General features: G+C 71.4%; 15 protein-coding genes. 7 read left to right on the top strand and 8 right to left on the bottom strand.

Annotated elements, in window-relative coordinates; translation table 11 throughout:
* Positions 1 to 52 precede the first annotated feature (52 nt).
* The 5 genes from U9R90_RS23735 to U9R90_RS23715 form a co-directional block, all read right to left on the bottom strand.
* Positions 53 to 808, bottom strand: coding sequence for an SDR family oxidoreductase (locus tag U9R90_RS23735; protein WP_411058676.1), 756 nt, complete (start codon positions 806 to 808; stop codon positions 53 to 55).
* 54 nt (positions 809 to 862) lie between these two features.
* Positions 863 to 1,648: an SURF1 family protein gene (locus U9R90_RS23730; protein ID WP_411058675.1), complete on the bottom strand. Its 786-nt coding sequence runs from the start codon at positions 1,646 to 1,648 to the stop codon at positions 863 to 865.
* A gap of 108 nt (positions 1,649 to 1,756) precedes the next feature.
* Positions 1,757 to 1,990: a hypothetical protein gene (locus U9R90_RS23725; protein WP_411058674.1), complete on the bottom strand. Its 234-nt coding sequence runs from the start codon at positions 1,988 to 1,990 to the stop codon at positions 1,757 to 1,759.
* A gap of 63 nt (positions 1,991 to 2,053) precedes the next feature.
* Entirely contained in the window at positions 2,054 to 3,043 is a 990-nt protein-coding gene (locus tag U9R90_RS23720) for a DEDDh family exonuclease (RefSeq protein WP_411058673.1), read from the bottom strand.
* Between the two features lie 95 nt (positions 3,044 to 3,138).
* Positions 3,139 to 3,843: a TetR/AcrR family transcriptional regulator gene (locus tag U9R90_RS23715; protein ID WP_411058671.1), complete on the bottom strand. Its 705-nt coding sequence runs from the start codon at positions 3,841 to 3,843 to the stop codon at positions 3,139 to 3,141.
* Positions 3,844 to 3,962: 119 nt separating this feature from the next.
* Here U9R90_RS23715 and U9R90_RS23710 point away from each other — a divergent pair, with 119 nt between their 5' ends.
* Genes U9R90_RS23710 through U9R90_RS23690 form a run of 5 tightly spaced genes read left to right on the top strand, consistent with a single transcriptional unit; the run spans position 3,963 to position 8,978 of the window.
* Positions 3,963 to 4,760, top strand: a complete 798-nt coding sequence (locus U9R90_RS23710) for an acetoacetate decarboxylase family protein (RefSeq protein WP_411058669.1) — start codon at positions 3,963 to 3,965, stop codon at positions 4,758 to 4,760.
* Positions 4,760 to 5,644: an SDR family NAD(P)-dependent oxidoreductase gene (locus U9R90_RS23705; protein WP_411058668.1), complete on the top strand. Its 885-nt coding sequence runs from the start codon at positions 4,760 to 4,762 to the stop codon at positions 5,642 to 5,644. Before U9R90_RS23710 ends, U9R90_RS23705 begins: the two co-directional genes overlap by 1 nt.
* Positions 5,645 to 5,663: 19 nt before the next feature.
* The gene (locus U9R90_RS23700; protein ID WP_411058667.1) at positions 5,664 to 6,974 is read left to right on the top strand and encodes an amidohydrolase family protein; all 1,311 of its coding nucleotides are present in this window, start codon (positions 5,664 to 5,666) and stop codon (positions 6,972 to 6,974) included.
* Entirely contained in the window at positions 6,974 to 8,233 is a 1,260-nt protein-coding gene (locus U9R90_RS23695; RefSeq protein ID WP_411058666.1) for an amidohydrolase family protein, read from the top strand. The genes U9R90_RS23700 and U9R90_RS23695 overlap by 1 nt, the downstream gene beginning before the upstream one ends.
* Positions 8,234 to 8,258: 25 nt before the next feature.
* Positions 8,259 to 8,978 (top strand): VIT family protein, encoded by a 720-nt coding sequence (locus U9R90_RS23690; protein ID WP_411058665.1) that lies wholly within the window; start codon positions 8,259 to 8,261, stop codon positions 8,976 to 8,978.
* A 3-nt stretch (positions 8,979 to 8,981) separates the two neighbouring features.
* Here U9R90_RS23690 and U9R90_RS23685 read toward each other — a convergent pair whose 3' ends face one another.
* Positions 8,982 to 12,116, bottom strand: coding sequence for an NACHT domain-containing protein (locus U9R90_RS23685; RefSeq protein WP_411058664.1), 3,135 nt, complete (start codon positions 12,114 to 12,116; stop codon positions 8,982 to 8,984).
* A 161-nt stretch (positions 12,117 to 12,277) separates the two neighbouring features.
* Here U9R90_RS23685 and U9R90_RS23680 point away from each other — a divergent pair, with 161 nt between their 5' ends.
* The gene (locus tag U9R90_RS23680) at positions 12,278 to 13,234 is read left to right on the top strand and encodes a sterol desaturase family protein (protein ID WP_411058663.1); all 957 of its coding nucleotides are present in this window, start codon (positions 12,278 to 12,280) and stop codon (positions 13,232 to 13,234) included.
* A complete protein-coding gene (locus U9R90_RS23675) occupies positions 13,231 to 13,920 on the top strand; it encodes a lysoplasmalogenase (RefSeq protein ID WP_411058662.1) in 690 nt (229 codons plus the stop codon). Before U9R90_RS23680 ends, U9R90_RS23675 begins: the two co-directional genes overlap by 4 nt.
* Here the strand turns inward: U9R90_RS23675 and U9R90_RS23670 are convergent.
* Positions 13,889 to 14,926 carry a CopD family protein gene (locus U9R90_RS23670; RefSeq protein ID WP_411058661.1) on the bottom strand — a complete coding sequence of 346 codons (1,038 nt, stop codon included), beginning with the start codon at positions 14,924 to 14,926 and terminating at the stop codon, positions 13,889 to 13,891. The two genes, U9R90_RS23675 and U9R90_RS23670, sit on opposite strands and share 32 nt — an antisense overlap.
* 159 nt (positions 14,927 to 15,085) lie before the next feature.
* Positions 15,086 to 16,612, bottom strand: coding sequence for a S8 family serine peptidase (locus U9R90_RS23665; protein ID WP_411058660.1), 1,527 nt, complete (start codon positions 16,610 to 16,612; stop codon positions 15,086 to 15,088).
* Between the last annotated feature and the right edge of the window lie 208 nt (positions 16,613 to 16,820).

Genomic DNA, 16,820 nt, shown 5'->3' with positions numbered 1-16,820 from the left:
AGGGCGAGCCCTAGGCGGTGTCTCCCTGGGGCTCGCCCCAGGCGGTGTCCCCCTAGAACCCGTGCCGGGCGCCGCCGTCCACCGGCAGCATCACACCCGTCATATACGAGGCCGCGGGCGACAGCACGAACGCCGCCGCACGGCCGAACTCCTCCGGTGTGCCGTAGCGCCGCAGTGGGACGCGTGCCTCGTTGGCCGCGCGGGTGGCCTCCGGGTCGGGGGACAGCCCGTCGAGCTGACGCATGCGGTCGGTGCTGATCCGGCCGGGGAGCAGGCCCACCACGCGGATGCCGCGCGGGCCGAGCTCGACCGAGAGGGACTTGGCGAAGCCCGCGAGTCCGGGGCGCAGGCCGTTCGAAATGGTCAGGCCCGCGATCGGCTCGTGCACCGAGCCGGAGAGGACGAAACCGATCACGCCGCCCTCGCCGAGCTCGGCCGCGGCCGCGCGGGCCAGGCGTACGGCGCCGAGGAACACCGAGTCGAAGGCCGCCTGCCACTGTTCGTCGGTGTTGTCGGCGGCGAAGCCGGGGGCCGGGCCGCCGACGCTGATCAGTACGCCGTCGAGGCGGCCGTACTCCTGACGCGCGGCCCTGATGAGGCGTTCGGCGGTGTCCGGGGCGGCGTTGTCCGCGGCGATGCCCAGGGCGTTCGGGCCGAGTGCGGCGGCGGCCTCGTCGACCGTCTTCTCGTCCCGCCCGCTGATCACGACTCGCGCTCCGTCCGCGACCAGCTCGCGGGCGGCCGCGTGACCGAGACCACGGGTGGCGCCGGTGACGACGTAGACACGATCCTTCAGTCCAAGATCCATGGCCCTATCCTGCCGTGCCACTCCGGCCCGAGGCGAGAGAGCTGCGGGCTCCCGCTACGCGGCGGCCGGAGTCGGCTCCGACTCCGCGGCGGCCCGCTGCCTGCGGTCCTTCAGCTCGCGGCGTACGAGGATCACCCAGCCGACCGGGACGGCGGCGGCGAACAGCCACCACTGGACGGCATACGCCATGTGCGGGCCGATGGAACCCTTGTCGGGGGCGCCGATCAGCTCGGGGCCCCCGTCCTTCGGACGGGGTTCGACGAGCTCGACATAGCCGCCGAGTACCTCTTTGCCGAGGGTCTTGGCCTGCTGCTCGCTGCTGATCAGCATGGTCTGGCGGGGTGGCAGCCCCTTGAGGTCCCGGATGCCGCTCGCGTCCGTCGTCTGGTCGGCCATCAGGCGGCCGGTGACGGTGACCTCGCCCTTCTCGGGGGCCGGTACGTCCGGGAACGCCTGCTGGTCGGCGGCCGTCGGCACCCAGCCGCGGTTGACGAGCAGCACGCGTCCGTCGTCGAGCACCAGCGGGGTCAGCACATGGAAGCCGACCCGGTCGTCGGAGTTGGTCCTGCGGCGGACGACGACCTCCTGCTCGGTGTCGTACGTCCCGGTCGCGGTCACCCGGCGCCAGTAGTCGGAGCGGGGGACGGTGTGCCCCGGCGAGGTGAGCTCCGTGACGTGGACCGGCGCCGCCTCGAGGTTCTCGGCGATCAGACCGTTCTGCGCGACACGGTGCTGATGGCGGTGCAGCTGCCAGAAGCCCAGTTCGACCATCACGGGGATGAGCACGAGGGCGAGGAGGGCGAGAAGCACCCACTGCCGGGACAACAGGAAGCGGTACACCCCATGACGGTACAACTCGCCTCTGACATGACGACCAGGAGGGTGCTGATCGTCGTCAGCACCCTCCTGAACACTCTTCTGACGGGCGGAGCGTCTGCCTCCGCCCGCTCACACCTTGTCGACGATCCCCACCCGCCCCTCCGCGCGTGCGCAGTGCGCCCCGCAGTACCAGTGGCCCTCGACCTCGACGCCCTGCCCGATCACCTGCACGCGGCAGTGCTCGCACAGGGGCGCCATGCGGTGGATGGCGCAGGCGAAGCAGTCGAAGACGTGCACCGCGCCCTGCGCGTGCACCTCGAAGGACATGCCGTAGTCGTTTCCGCATACTTCACAACGTGCCATGCGCCACAGGGTGGGACGCGGGCGCGCCTCAGCGCGGGCGGCATGCGGGGCGGACCCGGCAAATCACCCGTCTGATACCACCTGGGCCGGGGCCACGTCCCGTAGCAGTTGCCCGAACGCGGCCTCGTCGACGACGGGTGTGCCGAACGCCTTGGCCTTGACGACCTTGGAGGTCCCGGCGTCCGGGTCGTTGGTCACCAGCAGGCTGGTGAGCCGCGAGACGCTCGTCGCGATGTGCAGCCCGGCCTCGACCGCGCGGTCCTCGAGCAGCTCGCGGTCCACCGAGGTGTCCCCGGAGAACGCCACCCGCATCCCCTGCTTGAGCGGCTTGCCGTCCTCGTACCGCCCGGGGTTCGGATAGGGGCACGGCGGCCGCTTGCGCGAAGGACGCCAGCTGCCCTGGCCGTACGACGCGTGCTGGGCCTGGTGGCCGATGCGCGGCGTCGCGGGGCTCTGGCTCCACTCGGTGAGCGGCCGGCACTCCAGGAGCGGCAGTCGCACTCCGCCGCTGGCCGCCGCGTGCAGGCTGGGCCTGAACGCCTCGGCGAGCACGCGCGCGTCGTCCAGCGCGTGGTGCGCGTGCTGCTGCTCGACGCCGAAGTGCGCGGCGAGCGAGGCCAGCTTGTGGTTGGGCAGCGGCAGCCCCAGCTCCTTCGACAGCGCGATGGTGCACAGCCGCTGGCGTACGGGCGCGGTGCGCTCGGCGCGCGCGTACTCACGGGCGATCATCGACCAGTCGAAGACCGCGTTGTGCGCGACCAGCACGCGGTCGGCGAGCCGGGCGGAGAACTCCTGGGCGATCTCGCTGAACAGCGGTGCGTCCTTGAGGACGTCGCTCGTCAGGCCGTGAATCCACACGGGTCCCGGATCGCGCTGCGGGTTGACCAGCGTGTACCAGTGGTCCTCGACATCGCCGCGGGCGTCCAGCCGGTACACGGCAGCGGACACTATCCGGTCGTCGCGGGCGAGGCCGGTGGTCTCCACGTCGACGACCGCGTACCCCGTCGGGTACGCGGCCGGCCACGGGGCTGCGGTCGTGTGGTCTTCGAGCATGGTCACTGAGGATACGACCCGTCACTGACAGCGCGGACCGGGACCGGCGAGTCGGGTTGACGGGAGGGGATGTTAGGGCTGGATGGGAGAGGACGTCAGTGCTGGATGGTAAGGCCGCTTCGCTGGACCCTCCCTAAGGGCCGAGTAGACCGTCGACCAGGGCGCGTACGGAGACGGTGAAGAGCCGTTCGGGATCGGGCGGTCCGGCCAGGGAGCGCGCGAGTGCCGGGTCCTGCTCGGCACTCGCGGGGGTCCTGCTCGGCACTCGCGGCGCTCCACAACTCCTCGTCGCCGGGGCGCTGCACCGGCGCGCGTTCGCGGTTGCGCTCCACCAGGACGAATCCGACGACCTGGAACTGCACCGCGCGCACCACCTCGGCGGCCCGGGCGCCGCGCAGGCCCGCCGCGTGCACCTCGTGCACCAGCGCCTGAGCGGCGGGCTGGAACATCCGCTCGGTCAGCCCGCGTTCGTGGACCATCGCCACCAGGTGCGGGTGGTCGCGCAGCCGGCGGCGCAGCGCGCGGGCCACCGACACGATGCGCTGGGCGGGGGTGCGGCCGCTCGGCCGGATCTCGCCGAGGTCCTGGACCGTGCGGGCGACGAGGGCGTCCAGGAGCGACTCGCGGTTGCCGACGTGCCAGTAGATCGAGGTGACCGCGGTGCCCAGCTCGGCGGCGAGCTTACGCATGGTCAGGGCGCGCGGCCCGTGCTGCTTCACCAGGTTCGCGGCGGCGTCGAGTACCTCATCGCGGGTCAGTGACGCGCGCGCCGGTCTCGACGGCCTCGACGGTCCGGTCATCGGTCCCCCTCATTCCGCTTCCCGCACGGCTCTTTACCCGTCGGGCAGGAGCCTGTAACAGTGTTACACGCTCCCCTGGTAAGGCACGTCACCGCACGACCTACGAAGGGTGGTACGACATGGCACGCGTACGGTACGGCGCGCGCACCGAGGCCGAGATCGCCGCGTCGCGCACCGAGAACTCCAAGCTCCCCGACATCTGGTCCACCGGCGTCGTCGCCGTCTGGGAGACCGACCCGGACACGGTGGCCGCGGTGCTCCCGCCGCCCCTGAAGCCCACCGGACAGCCCCTGGTGCGGGCGCACATCAGCAAGGTCGACCTGCCCGGCTATCCGCTGGGCGCCGGCTCGGTCGCGGTCGCCGCCGAGCACGACGGCGTCGAGGGCTGGTACCCCCTGGTCATGCCGATGACCCACGAGCGCGCCCTGATCGGCGGCCGCGAGGTCTTCGGTGAGCCCAAGAAGCTCGGCGAGGTCACCGTCGAACGCGACGGCCTGGTGGTACGCGCCGCGCTCGCCCGGCACCAGATCGCCTTCGTCGAGGTGCGCGGCGCGGTCAGCGGCGACCTGCCGCTGCCCGAGCCGGTCCAGAAGACCGACTTCTACTTCAAGTTCCTGCCCGCGGTGGACGGTTCGGGCTTCGACGCGGACCCGGTCCTGGTGCACTGCGTACGCAACGAGAAGGTGCGCAAACTGGAGCGGATCACCGGCGACGTGGTGCTGCGCGAGTCGATGTACGACCCCGTCGCCGACCTTCCGGTACGGCGCCTGGTGGAGATCACCATCGGCGAGAAGACCACCGACCAGCAGGGCCGGGTCGCCGAACGGGTCAGCGCGCAGGCCCTGCTCCCGTACATCCACCAGCGCTACGACGATCCGCGGCAGATTCTCGACGGACCGCCCGAAGGCAGCGTCTGATGCGGCTCGGGGAAGGCCAGGTCGCCGTCGTCACCGGAGCGGCCAGCGGGATCGGCCTCGCCCTGGCGCGCCGGTTCGCCGCCGACGGGCTGAAGGTCGTACTCGCGGACGTCGAGGAGGACGCCCTGGAGAAGGCCGCCGCGTCCCTGCGCGCGGACGGCGCCGAGGTGCACGCGCGCGTAGTGGACGTTGCGGACCGCGCGTCCGTGGCGGCCCTCGCGGACGCGGCGTACGAGACGTATGGCGCGGTGCATGTGCTGTGCAACAACGCGGGCGTCGGCTCCGGCGCAGAGGGTCGGATGTGGGAACACGAGCCGAACGACTGGAAGTGGGCCTTCGCGGTCAACGTATGGGGCGTCTTCCACGGCATCCAGGCCTTCCTGCCCAGGATGCTCGCGGCGGGCGAGCCCGGCCATGTCGTCAACACCTCGTCCGGGGACGGCGGGATCGCTCCGCTGCCCACCGCGTCGGTGTACGCGGTCACCAAGGCGGCCGTGGTGACGATGACCGAGTCGCTGTACGCCCATCTCAAGGCCGAGGGCGCCGCCGTCGGCGCGTCGGTGCTCTTCCCGGGACCGCACATGCTGCGCACCGGGCTCTGGGAGTCGCACCGCAACCGGCCCGAGCGCTACGCCAAGGAGCGCCCCCGCAAGGCCCCTTACCGCAGCCTCGCCCAGTGGGAGGCGGCGATGCGCGAGGCCGGGCAGGAGGTGCGGTTCACGCCGGTCGAGGAGGTCGCCGACTTCGTCGCCGAGGGGATCAGGGCCGACCGCTTCTGGCTGCTGCCGGAGAGCGAGCACAGCGACCGGCAGATCAGGGCCAGGTCGCAGTCGATGCTCGACCGCGCGAACCCGGCGTACCTCGAAAGCTTCATTCTCGACTGACACGACCCAGGGACATGTGATGACAGACCCCGCAGCCCCCACAGAACACACAGCCCCCGCAGACCCCTATCTGATCATCTCCTCCGACTGCCACGCCGGGCTCCCCACCGAGGAGTACCGGCCCTATCTGGACCGCCGTTTCCACCGCGCCTTCGACGAGTTCCTCGGGCGGCAGGGCGCCCGCCGCGAGGAGATGACCCGGCTCGGCGTACGCAACGAGGCCTTCGCCGCCAAGTGGTTCCACGACAACGAGGAGGGCCTGCGCGGCGGCTGGGACACCGCGCAGCGCCTCAAGGAGCTGGACGGCGACGGCGTGGCCGCCGAGGTCGTCTTCCCGGACGCCGACGCCGTGGACAGCCAGACCGCCGCGCCCTTCGGGGTGGGCCTCGGGCTCTCCGGCGACCAGGACCCGGAGCTGGGCATGGCGGGCGCCCAGGCGCACAACCGCTGGCTGGCCGAGTTCGTGGGAGAGAACCCGAAGCGGCACTGCGGCGTCGCCCTGCTGCCCGTCACCGCCGAGGTCGACCGGGTCGTCGCGGAGATCCACCGGGCCAAGGAGTCCGGGCTCGGCGCGCTGATGATCCCGTCCATGTGGGTCGACAAGGAGCCGTACCACGACCGGCGTTACGAACCCGTCTGGGCGGCGGCCGCCGAGACCGGCATGCCACTGGTCACCCACTCCGGGGCGGCCCCGCGTCACGAGTACGGCGACCACCTGGGCATCTACGTCTCCGAGGTCACCTGGTGGCCCGCCCGTCCGCTCTGGTTTCTGCTCTGGTCCGGTGTCTTCGAGCGTCATCCGGGGCTGAAGTTCGGGGTCGCCGAGTCGGGTTGCTGGTGGCTGCCGAACCTCCTGTGGTTCATGGACCGGCTCTACCTGGGTGCCCACGGCGGCAAGAAGCTCTCGCCGTTCGCCGAACTGAAACGGCCCCCGCACGAGTACCTCGACCGGCAGCTGTTCATCTGCGCCACCAACACCAAACGGCGCGAGCTCGCCCAGCGCTACGAGATCGGCGTCGACAACATCCTGTGGGGCTCCGACTTCCCGCACCCCGAGGGCACCTGGCCCGACACGCGCGCGTGGCTGAAGAACACCTTCCATGACATCCCGGTCACCGAGACCCGCCGCATGCTCGGCCTGGCCGCGGCCGAGGTCTTCGGTTTCGACACGGAAGCCCTCGCCCCGATCGCGCGCCGGATCGGCCCCACGCCCGCCGATCTCGGCCAGAGCGCCGACCAGGCGGCGGTGGAGTCATCCTGGGCGCGGTCCCGCGAGGTCGGCCGCCACTGGCTGACCGACCACGACTTCCCGGCTCTGGGGGTGTCGTGATGACCGACGACCGACACTCCGACGACCGACACCCCGCCGACCGCTACACCGTCATCTCGGCCGACTGCCACGCGGGCGCCGACCTCCTCGACTACCGGCCGTACCTGGAGTCCCGGCACCACGAGGCCTTCGACGCCTGGGCGGCCACCTACGTCAACCCGTACGAGGACCTGCTCGCCGACACCGCCGACAAGAACTGGAACTCCGGCCGCCGCATCGCCGAACTGGAGGCGGACGGCATCGTCGCCGAGGTCGTCTTCCCCAACACCATCCCGCCCTTCTTCCCCTCCGCGGCACTGATGGCCCCGGCCCCGACCCGCGAGGAGTTCGACCAGCGCTGGGCCGGGCTGCGCGCCCACAACCGCTGGCTGGCGGACTTCTGCGCGGCCGCACCCGGCCGCCGCGCGGGTGTCTTCCAGGTCCTCCTCAACGACGTGGACGAGGCGGTCAGGGAGGTCCGCCGGGCCCATGCCGCGGGCCTCACCGGCGGGCTGCTGCTGCCGGGTACGCCACCGGGCTCGGGCCTGCCCGAGCTGTACTCGCAGGTGTACGACCCCCTCTGGGCGGTCTGCGCGGAGCTCGGCGTCCCGGTCAACCACCACGCGGGCTCGGCGTCCCCGCCGCTGGGCGACGAACCGGCCGCGCGCGCCGTGTTCATGGTGGAGACGACATGGTTCTCACACCGCGCCCTGTGGCACCTGATCTTCGGCGGCGCGTTCCGCCGCCACCCGGAGCTGCGACTGGTCCTCACCGAGCAGGGCTCCGGCTGGATCCCGGGCGTGCTCGACATGCTGGACTACTACCACGGCCGCCTGGTCGCCGCGGCGACGAAAGCCGACACGGCGGAGTCCAAGTTCGGCGCCGGTCTGGCCGAGGCGATGGGCAAGGGGCCGAGCGGGGTCTGGAGCGACAACTGCTTCGTCGGCGCCAGCTTCATGCGCCCCCACGAGGTGCCGCTGCGCGACCGTATCGGCCTCGACAAGATCATGTGGGGCAGCGACTACCCGCACGACGAAGGCACCTACCCCTACAGCCGCGAGGGCCTCCGCATCGCCTACGCGGGCCTGCCCAGGAAGGAGATCGCCGCCATGGTCGGCGGCAACGCCGCCCGCGTCTACGGCTTCGACCTGACCCGCCTCGACCCGATCGCGGCCAAGGTCGGCCCCACCGTGGCGGAACTGGCGGAGCCGCTGAAGGAGCCGCCGGCGGACGCCACATCGCCGGTCTTCGCACCGGGCGGGTCGGTTCGCGTGTGGTGACGGGAGCCCGTGAGACCCTCCCCAAATGACCGAGCAGACGCCCCCGCACGGCGAGCCCCACCACCCCACCGGCATGGGGGTGCGCCTCAACTGGCTGCGCGCCGCGGTACTCGGCGCCAACGACGGCATCGTGTCCACGGCGGGTCTCGTCGTCGGCGTCGCGGGTGCCACCAGCGAGCGCAGCACCCTGCTGACGGCGGGCCTCGCCGGACTGCTCGCCGGGTCCATGTCCATGGCCGCGGGCGAGTACGTCTCGGTGTCGTCCCAACGCGCTTCCGAGAACGCGGCCCTGGCCGTGGAGCGACGCGAGCTACGCGAGCAGCCGCAGGCGGAACTCGCCGAGCTGACGGGGTTGCTCCAGGGCCACGGCCTCAGCGAGGAGGTGGCCCGCGAGGCGGCCAGGCAACTCACCAAGAAGGACGCCCTACGCGCCCACGCGCGCGTGGAGCTAGGCATCGACCCCGATGCCCTCACCAACCCCTGGCACGCGGCGGGAGCGTCCTTCCTGGCCTTCACGGTGGGCGCGCTGCTGCCGCTGCTGGCGATGGTCCTCCCTGCGGCGGGGCTGCGGCTCCCGCTCACCGTGGCATCGGTGCTGGCGGCGCTGGTGTTCACGGGGTGGGGGAGCGCGCGGCTGGGGGCGGCGCCGGTGCGGCCGTCGGTGCTGCGGAATGTGGGCGGGGGTGCGTTGGCCATGGTGGTTACCTACGCGGCGGGGTCGTTGCTGGGGGCGGCGGGGGTGTGAGGGTCAGGGTTTGGTGCGCTGCCAGGTGATGCGCTCGGGCGGGATGAGGTCGGCGCCGAGCACCGGTGTGTCGTCCCAGACCTTGATGGCGAGTCGGTCCAGTGCTGCCAGGGGGCTGAGGTCGAGCCGTCCTCCGCCCTGGAACGACCGTCTCACTCCGAGCCATTTGAGGGCGGGCAGGTCCCGTAATGCCCCCAGCCCTTGGGGGAGTTCACACTGCCACAGAAAGAGGGACTCCAGTGCGGTGAAATCGCTGAGCAGGGCCAGGTCGACCGATTCCGTCCCATGGACGTACAGAGAGGTCAGTCGCCGGGCCAGGAGCGGCATACGCGACGCCTGCGCGAACTGCGTCCGCCCGCCGACGGTGAGGCTCTCGAGCCGGGGCCACCGATCGATGCCTTCCAGGCTCAGGTAACGGCTCTCCCGGCTGAGCGCGAGCCGGGTCAGCTGATCGCCGACCGGCAACTCCGCCACACTTTCCGCGAGTACCGGGTGGGACAGCGCCAACGAGGTGAGGTGGCGCATGTCGCGCAGCGGTTCCAGAGACACCTCGGGGTGGACATCGAACAGTGAGAGGTGTCGCAGCGACAGCTCCGCCAGGGGCGTCAGGTCGCGCAGCGCCGTACACCGGCTCAGGCCGACGTCCGTGAGCTGAGGAAGAGACACGATGGGGGAGAGGTCGGTAAGGGCCCTGTTCTCGTAGACGAAGAGCCACTTAGCGGTCTCCACCTCGCGCAGGGGAGTGAGATCGGCGTGATCGCCCGCCACATACAGGTGGCGCGCCTGGGGGACGTACCGCATGCAGCGGAGCTGTTCCCGCGTTTCCGCCTGCAGATACGGACCGTCCCAGACACTCGCGGCCAGCACCTCGCGGGCGTACGTCTCGGTGTCGAACGCCCCCCACGCCTGCACGACCTGCAAGGCGACCGGAGCCCGGCTGTCCTCCCGGAACCGGGACACCACCTCGAACCCCGCGTCCCCCGCCACGATCGCCGCCGTCCGCACCACCGCCGCGGCCTCGTACTCACCCAGCTCGCCCGGCTCCGGCAACCCCGCCAGCAGCTCCAGCGCCAGCTCCCCGACCTTCGCCAGCTCTTCGGCATCGTCCTGGCTGCGGGGCGGCAGCAGCTCCTTGGCCCGCTCCTCGACCGCCTCCCGCACTGCGGGGTCGAGCTCCGGCGTGTGCTCCAGGCAGGCCGCCGCCAGCAGCACCAGCCGGTGGCTCAGGCGCGGCGCCCGGTCGGCGCGGTGCAGCAGCTTCTTCAGCAGCCGCGCCCGTTCGTCCACGCGCGCGTGGCCCACGGCCATCTGTACGACGTCGTCCCACTGGTCGTCGTGCGCGTTCCGCACCAGCGCGCCGAAGTCCCGTTCCTCCACGGCCGCCTTCGCCCCCAGATAGTCCTGGAAGGTGCGGTGCACGAACCCCACGGCGCCCGGGGCGGGTTCACGCAGCAGCCCGCTCCGGATCAGCAGATGTGTGAAGACCTGCTCCGCGCTGCCCTGGACCTGCGGCATGGCGGTCAGCCACTGGGCCAGCATCTCCTCGGCCTCGGCGTGCTCGGCCTCCGCCTGGCCGTTGCGGATCAGCCAGTAGGCGAGCTTCTGCAGGAGGGTCGTCTGCTCCTCGCGGGTCAGTTCGACGCCCTCGACGCACGAGACCTCGCGCTCGGTGTCCCGGCGTACGAGCAGCATGTCGAGTGCCGCGTCGTACAGCTCCTTGCGGGCCCGTGGGAGCTGCATCCGCCGGTCCCGGTTCAGGGCGCACAGCAGCGCGCACATCAGCGGGTTGGTGGCGAGCCGCCCCAGGTCCCGGCGGGTGCTGACGGCCCGCCGCAGCGAGGCCTCGTAGGTGTCGAGAAGGTCGTGCTCGCGGCCTTCGGGGCACTCCTGGCGCGCGGCGTCGTGCCAGTGCCCGACGAACGCCCGGATGTCTTCCCGCTCCATCGGCAGCAGCGAGTGGGCGGTGAAGCCCTGGTGCACCAGCCAGTCCTCGGGCATCGCGGACGGGCGGGTCGTCACGACGTAACGCGCGTCGGGGTAGGCGGTGATGAGGGACCTGAGCCAGGTCTCGGTACGCCGCCGCAGCCGCATCGGCACCTCGTCCACGCCGTCGACCAGAACCAGGGCCCGGCCGTCGGCCAGCAGCCCCTCCACCCAGCCCGCGGGCGCCGCCCCGTGCAGCGGCACCCCGGCGGCCCGCAGGAACGCGTCGGGCGTGGGCAGCGCCTCGGCCGAGGTGAAGGCCCGCAGTCGCAGCACGAAGGGCACACACCGGTTCCAGTCGCCCAGCTCCCCGCCGAAGGTGCGCCGCGCCGCGTTCAGCGCCAGCCACTGGACCAGCGTGCTCTTGCCGGAGCCCGCGGGCCCGCGCAGCACCAGACGGTCCGCCCCGGCCAGGACCTGCTCGACCCTGACCGTCGTCTGCCCCGCGCCGGGGAAGCCGAAGTCACCCTGCCGGGCGCTGTCCCCGCTCACGCTGAGACTGATGTACGCCGTCTCCAGCGGCCACTCGCGCGCCGACTGCCCCAGCGTCAGCCCGAACAGCTCAAGGCGCCCATGGGTCGCCGCCATGAAGTCCGCGTACCGCTGCTCGAAGGCGAGCGCGCCGCCGTCGGACTCCGGCTCCCGTAAGGCCTCCACCAGCTCGCGCGTACGCCGGGTCTGCTCCACCGCCGCGCGTGCCGGGAACGACGGGTGCGCCGTCAGCTGCTCCACCGCGTGCGCGCAGCACAGGCCAAGCAGTTCCTCGTACAGCGCCCGCCCCTGCTCGCTCAGCCCCGCGTCCGGCCCGGGCAGTTCGGCGCGCAGCCGGGCCGGGTCGAGACCGGTGGCGAAGACCCGGTCCAGGTCGATCGGGCCCGCGGCCGCGAAGGCGGCGCGTACGTCCTCCGCCACGGCTGTGCGCTCGTGCTCGGGGAGCCGCGGATAGGACTCGTCCAGGCGGCGCGACAGGACCCGCGTCAGCCGGTCCGTCTCCGCCTCCCCCTTCGCCTCCGTGGCCTTGCGCGGACGCGGCGTGCGCCGCCGCACCGGGTCGCGTACCAGGGCCGCCCCGGCGGCCGGGCTCAGCAGCGACTTCGCGACCGCCGACGCCACCGCGCCCGCGACTCTGGCCAGCACGACCTCTCCGCCCTGCACAGGCTCCCCCTCCCTGTCCGCCCTGGGTGGACGACGCAGCATCGTAGGCAGAAGTCCGCTGTCCATTGGCGGAGACTGCCAAGAACGAGGACCGTACCGACGGTAATACTTGTCGGTAACAACCCCTAGCGGCGGCCGACCAGGGCGCTTACGGTGCACCCATGCCGAACCTCCCCGATGTCGTGCTGTGGTCCATCCCCGCCTTTGTGCTGCTCGCCGTGGTCGAGATGGTGAGTGTGCGGCTGCATCCGGATGACGACGCCGCCGGATACGAGACCAAGGACGCCGCGACCAGCATCACCATGGGGCTCGGCAGCCTCGTCTTCGACCTGCTGTGGAAGATTCCGATCGTCGCGATCTACACCATGGTGTACGAACTGACGCCCCTGCGGGTGCCGGTGCTGTGGTGGACGGTCCTGCTGATGCTGCTCGCGCAGGACTTCTTCTACTACTGGTCGCACCGCGGTCACCATGTGATCCGGATTCTGTGGGCCTGCCATGTGGTGCACCACTCCAGCCGGAAGTTCAACCTCACCACCGCGTTGCGCCAGCCCTGGACCAGCCTCACGGTCTGGCCGTTCTACCTGCCGCTGATCGCCTTCGGTGTGCATCCGGCCGCGCTCGCGTTCTGTTCGTCGGCGAACCTCGTCTACCAGTTCTGGATCCACACCGAGCGCATCGACAAGCTGCCGCGCGCCTTCGAGTTCGTCTTCAACACGCCCTCGCACCACCGGGTGCACCACGCCTCGCAGGGCGGCTATCTGGACCGTAACTTCGGCGGGATCCTGATCGTCTGGGACCGGATGTTCCGTTCCTTCGTGCCGGAGACGGACCGGCCGGTGTTCGGGCTCACCAAGAACATCGACACCTACAACCCGCTGCGGGTGGCCACCCATGAGTACGCCGCCATCGCCAGGGACCTCAAGGCGGCGGAGAGCTGGCGTGAGCGGGCCGGGCGGGTCTTTAGAGGGCCGGGGTGGTCGCCGCAGCGGACCCAGGAACAGGCCCAGGAACAAGCCCAGGAACAGATCCAGGAACAAGCCCAGGAACAGATCCAGGAACAGGCCCAGGACGCGCAGCCCGTCGCCGCGGACGCCGTCACCAAGGGGGCCGTGTGAGCCGGGACAGGCTCGCCCGCCTGCTGTTCGCCGCCTTCGCCCTGGCGGCGGCCGCAGACCTCGCCTCGCTGCTGGCCGGAGCCGACGTCGGCCACACCGTCTGCAAGCCGCTGCTGATGCCGCTGCTGGCCGGGTACACGGTCGTACGCGGCGGACCCCGGCTGCTGGTCGCCGCGCTGCTGTTCGGCTGGGGTGGGGACGTACTGCTGCTCCTCGACGCCGATGTGGCCTTCCTCGCCGGGATGGCCTCGTTCGCCGTGGGACACGTCTGCTATCTGGTGCTGTTCGCCCGGCATGGCACGTCACGCGCGCGTAGCGGCCTTCTGGGCGCCGCATACGGCCTGGCACTCATCGGCACGGTGGCGCTGCTCTGGTCCGACCTGCCGTCCGAACTGCGGGTCCCCGTCGCCGGATACAGCCTGCTGCTGACCGCGATGGCGTTCCGCTCGACCCGCCTGGGGCTCGCCGCCGGCCTGGGCGGAGCGCTCTTCCTGCTCTCCGACACCCTGATCGCCACCGGCGTCGCCGAGTGGCCGCAGCTGCCGACGCCGGACTTCTGGATCATGCTCACCTATCTGGCGGCGCAGGCGCTGCTGGCCAAGGGGGTGTTGGCGGCCGCGGCCCGCGCGGGAGCCGGACCGAAGACGGCGGACGTCACCACCAGATCGGTGTCGGCACCGCGGTGAGCAGGGCCGACACCACGACGGCCAGCCCCAGGACGACCACCTCGGCCTGCGCGGGCACCGCCGCGGAGCATGGGTCGGACGCGTGCCGCAGCCGACGGCGGGCCAGCAGCGCCAGGACCGCGATCACGGCTACGAGGAGGAGCTTGGCGACCATCGTGCGTCCGTACGCCGTGTCGAACACGGAGTCCAGTGGCAGCCTGCGCAGCGTGGAGCAGATGCCCGTCACCGTGATCGCGGCGAACAGCACGGCCGCCACGCGCGCGTAGCGCCCCAACAGGGCGACGGCCGCCTCCGGTCGGGAGCCGTGCCACAGCCGCATCGTCCGCAGGACCTGGAGCAGACCGCCCGCCCACACCGCGGCGCTGGTCAGATGCACCAGCGTGAGCGCGCTGCCCACCATGGGTGTGCTCTCCGGCCAGGGGTGCGCGCGCAGCGCCTCCGCCACGATCAGCGCGCCGAGCGGGAGCACGGCGGTGGTGGGGCGGCGCGACTGGGCGCAGAACGCGGCCGCGACAAAGCCGTTGACCTCGATCAGGGCCAGCACTCCGTCCCGGCTCTGGTACAGCCGGTCCAGGCTGACGTCGGCCAGGCTCTGGGGCAGCAGATTGCCGTTGGCGACGATGACGGCCAGGCCGAGTGCGGCGATCGCTCCCACCGTCGCGGCCGCTGCGGCCCAGCTGCGCGGCACGAGTGACGGCGCGTCAGGGACCCGCCGGGCGAGTCGGGCGGTGGCCACCTCGCCGACCTGCACACACAGCGCGGCGTACAGGACCGTACGGAGCAGGGTGATGACGCCGGTGCCGGGCGCCTCCCGTTCGCCGGTGCCGTCCAGGGCGACGGACGGGCCGAGCAGGGGCACCAGTACGGCCGCCAGGAGGAGCACCAGTACGGCCGCGGCCCGCCCGTACGCGGCCCGGCGCGAGACCGCGGGCCCCGTACTCGGGGAACCGTCGCGGTGCTGCGGCTGTGATGGTGACGCCGTAACGGGGGGCCGGGACATGCTCATTGAACGATCTTGACCGGAGTGGTCTGGTCCAGCAAGCCTCGCGCGCCCAGCTGGTACGAAAATGCAACATATTGGCTGCAAACGCGCCGCTAGGGGTACGAAACCGGACACGGGCCGCCCCGAGGGGCGGCCCGTGTCCTGCGATCAGGTGACGCCGTGTTACCAGCGGACCGCCTTCAGCGCGTCCACGATGCCGTGGCCGTAGAAGCCGTTGTAGTACTTGCCGCCCTCGCAGGTGGCGTTGGTCTCGCCGTCACCGTCGGGGTCGTACTCCGTCGGGCAGGCGGCGGGGTTGGCCTGGAGCTTGAGCAGCCACTTGAGCTGCTGGGCGGACGCCTCCGGGTGGGCCGACTTCAGCAGCGCCAGGACACCGGCCGCGTGCGGGCTGGCCATCGAGGTGCCCTGCTTGTAGCCGTACTCACCGTTCAGCACGGTGGACAGGATGCGGCCGTCGGCGTCCGGGGTGTCCGGGATCTGGTAGCGCGAGTCGCCGCCGGGGGCCGCGACGTCGACCTCACCGAGGCCGTAGGTCGAGTACCAGGACTTCCCGTCCTCAACACCGGTAGCGGACACCGACATGACGGCCGGCAGCTGGGTCGGCACATCCGGGCACTCGGACGGGTCGATGACCCGGTCGACCGGGGTGCTGTCGTTCGGGCTGCTGGAGTCCGGGAGCTCGTCGGCCGCGAGGTCGACGTTCGAGTTGCCGGCCGACCCGATGTTGACCGTGCCCTTGCGCTCGGCGAAGCGGGTCGCGCGGGTGAGCGCGTCCACGATCGCCTTCTGGTCCGGGTGCGTGACGCAGTTGAACAGCCACGGGTCGACGTAGTAGCTGTTGTTGGTGATGTCGATGCCCTTGTCGGCAGCGAACATGAAGGCGCAGACCACGGCCTCGGCGTAGAAGAAGCCGTCCTTGGGCGTGCTCACCTTGATGCCGGAGACCTTGACGCCGGGCGCGACACCGGCGACACCGATGCCGTTGCGGGGCGCGGCGATCGTGCCGGCGACATGCGTTCCGTGGTCGCTGCCGTCCGCGTACGGACGCCAGGCGCCCTCGGTGGTGTCCGGGACACCGGTGACGCAGTTCGCCGACTTGTCGGCGGCGAAGTTCGGCGCGAGGTCCGGGTGGGTGTCGTCCACGCCGGTGTCGATGACGCCGACGGTCACCTTGCTGCTACCGGGGTTGATCTTGTGAGCCTGGTCGGCCTTGATGGACCGCAGACCCCACAGGTTGGGCTCCAGCGGCTCCTGGCCGTCCTTGGCCTCGGCAGCGGCCTTGGCGGCCTCGGCCGCGGTCAGCGTCTCCGTCTCGCCCACGTCGGTGGTGGCGAGCGGAGTCAGCGGCGCGGTGCGGGTGGCACCGGCCGACTGCACGCCGCGCACCGAGCGCAGTTCCGCGCCGAAGTCCGGGTTGGTCGAGTGGGCGACCGTCACACCGATCTTCTTGTGGGTGGTGACGACGCTGCCGTCCGCGCCTGCTATCGCCTTCCGCACCCGCTTGAGTGTGTACGGGTCGGCCTTGGAGTTGACCACGTACGACAGCAGCGGGCCCTCCGCCTCCTCGGCGGCGGGCGCCGTCTGCGGTGCGGCACTCGCGCCGGCCGGGAGGAAGCCGAGCGACGCGGTCAGCGCCAGCCCGAGCGGCACCGCGATGAGGCGCCGTCGTCTGGAACGCAGATGAGCCATGGGGTCTCCACATCATCCGTAGACCAAGCAGCCCGAACACACGCCGTGCTCGGGCAGGTACATGATCAGTAGTCCCGGCGAAACTACCGTCGATCAGGCTCGTTGGGCAACGAGTTCCCGCATAACGAGTTCCTCAATAAAGCGAAGATTGCGCGCCGTTGAACCGGACCGCGCGCGTCGCCGTGCGGTGGGCAAGGGGACCGACCAG

Source organism: Streptomyces sp. E11-3 (assembly GCF_046540415.1).
Taxonomy (GTDB): domain Bacteria; phylum Actinomycetota; class Actinomycetes; order Streptomycetales; family Streptomycetaceae; genus Streptomyces.
This window is presented reverse-complemented; position numbering and strand designations above follow the sequence as displayed.